The organism is Vibrio sp. Y176 (assembly GCF_033438945.1).
The window spans coordinates 1-1,305 of record NZ_JAWOQS010000079.1 but is presented as its reverse complement, the minus strand read 5'-3'; the positions used below and the strand labels follow the sequence as shown (position 1 = coordinate 1,305).

The window sequence follows — 1,305 nt, the reverse complement described above, 5'->3', positions numbered from 1 at the left end:
AGATTGTGTCGAAAATCCAAACCTTCAGGTTTGCCTACCAACAGCAACGATGGACTTGCAAGGTTCACTTACGCCAACGACAGCGTGTAACTTAGGAGCAATGGCAACGTCAATACGCTAAAGAAGTTCCCAAACAACACCATGGATGCCACTGTCATCGGTTCGATATTCAGTCGCTCTGCAAATAGATAATTCATGACCGCCGGAGGTAGCATGGTGAACAGCACCATCATTTGTAGTTGCATGGTTGGTAAAGGAATAAACCAATAAATGATTGCAAACGCGATTACGCCAGTCGTTAAGGATTGAACGGTACACAAAACGACAACTTTTCATCCATCCAGTCTTAGATGGCACATTTGTGAGCCAAGAGAAAGCAGCATTACCGGAACAGCGGCTTGCCCTAGTAGTGCTGTTGCTTCATACAACGGTGTCCACGCGCCAATACCTGATAAGTTCAAACATAATGCGAGCGATGCCGATAAGAAAATTGGCATCTTCATGATTTGTTTTAATGGATTCCCGTTACTTAACAACATCACACCTACGCTGATATGTAAGCAAGCTGATACTACAAACAGCAGTACAGCAGAAGAAAGGGCAACTTCGCCAAATGTATAAGTGAACAACGGTATCGCAAGGTTCCCGCTATTTCGAAACATATGAGGTGGAGCCCAAGCTTTAAATGTTAGCCCAGTGATTTTACACATCGGAAGCATGAGTAACCCCGGAATTAAAACCGCAATGATGGCGGCTAAGAGTAGGGGGCCTTGTTCAGAGTCGAGCGGCATGCTCACTAATGAGGAAAACACCAGAGCTGGCGTGAATACATCGATATTAATTCGATTGATGGGGCGAAAATCAGGTTTGATATAGCGCCCGACAAGATAGCCCACACCGACAAGAGCGAACACAGGAAAAAGAATATTAATGATCTGATTAATCATGGTCGCCTTAGTGTATATGAGGTAGATGTGCGCTTAGTTGGTTAATCAACTAAGTGGTAATCACAGTATCAAACCTTCATGCATTGCGTCATGGTGAAACAATGAGAACCGTGGATTAAATCAAGCTTTCTCAAAGCACATTAGCTATATGGAGTGGTCGTACCTTTGAACTAATTGTTACGTATCAAGTTACATACAAATCACTGAAATACCGACAAGTTTTATGTCATGTGTCTGTAAAATAGCCAATCTCTGATATTTTTATTAAATAGTGATTAATGTCGTTTTGTTGTTATTGTTTAGTCATATTGACTGGATATTTTTTGTAATTAAGCATTCACTAAACAAAAAATATTGA

1 pseudogene is annotated in these 1,305 nt (G+C 41.3%); it reads right to left on the bottom strand.

Annotation, left to right across the window (positions count from 1 at the left end):
* Nucleotides 1–68: 68 nt before the first annotated feature.
* Nucleotides 69–947 (bottom strand): annotated as a pseudogene (locus R7O13_RS24200) (AEC family transporter).
* Nucleotides 948–1,305: the final 358 nt, after the last annotated feature.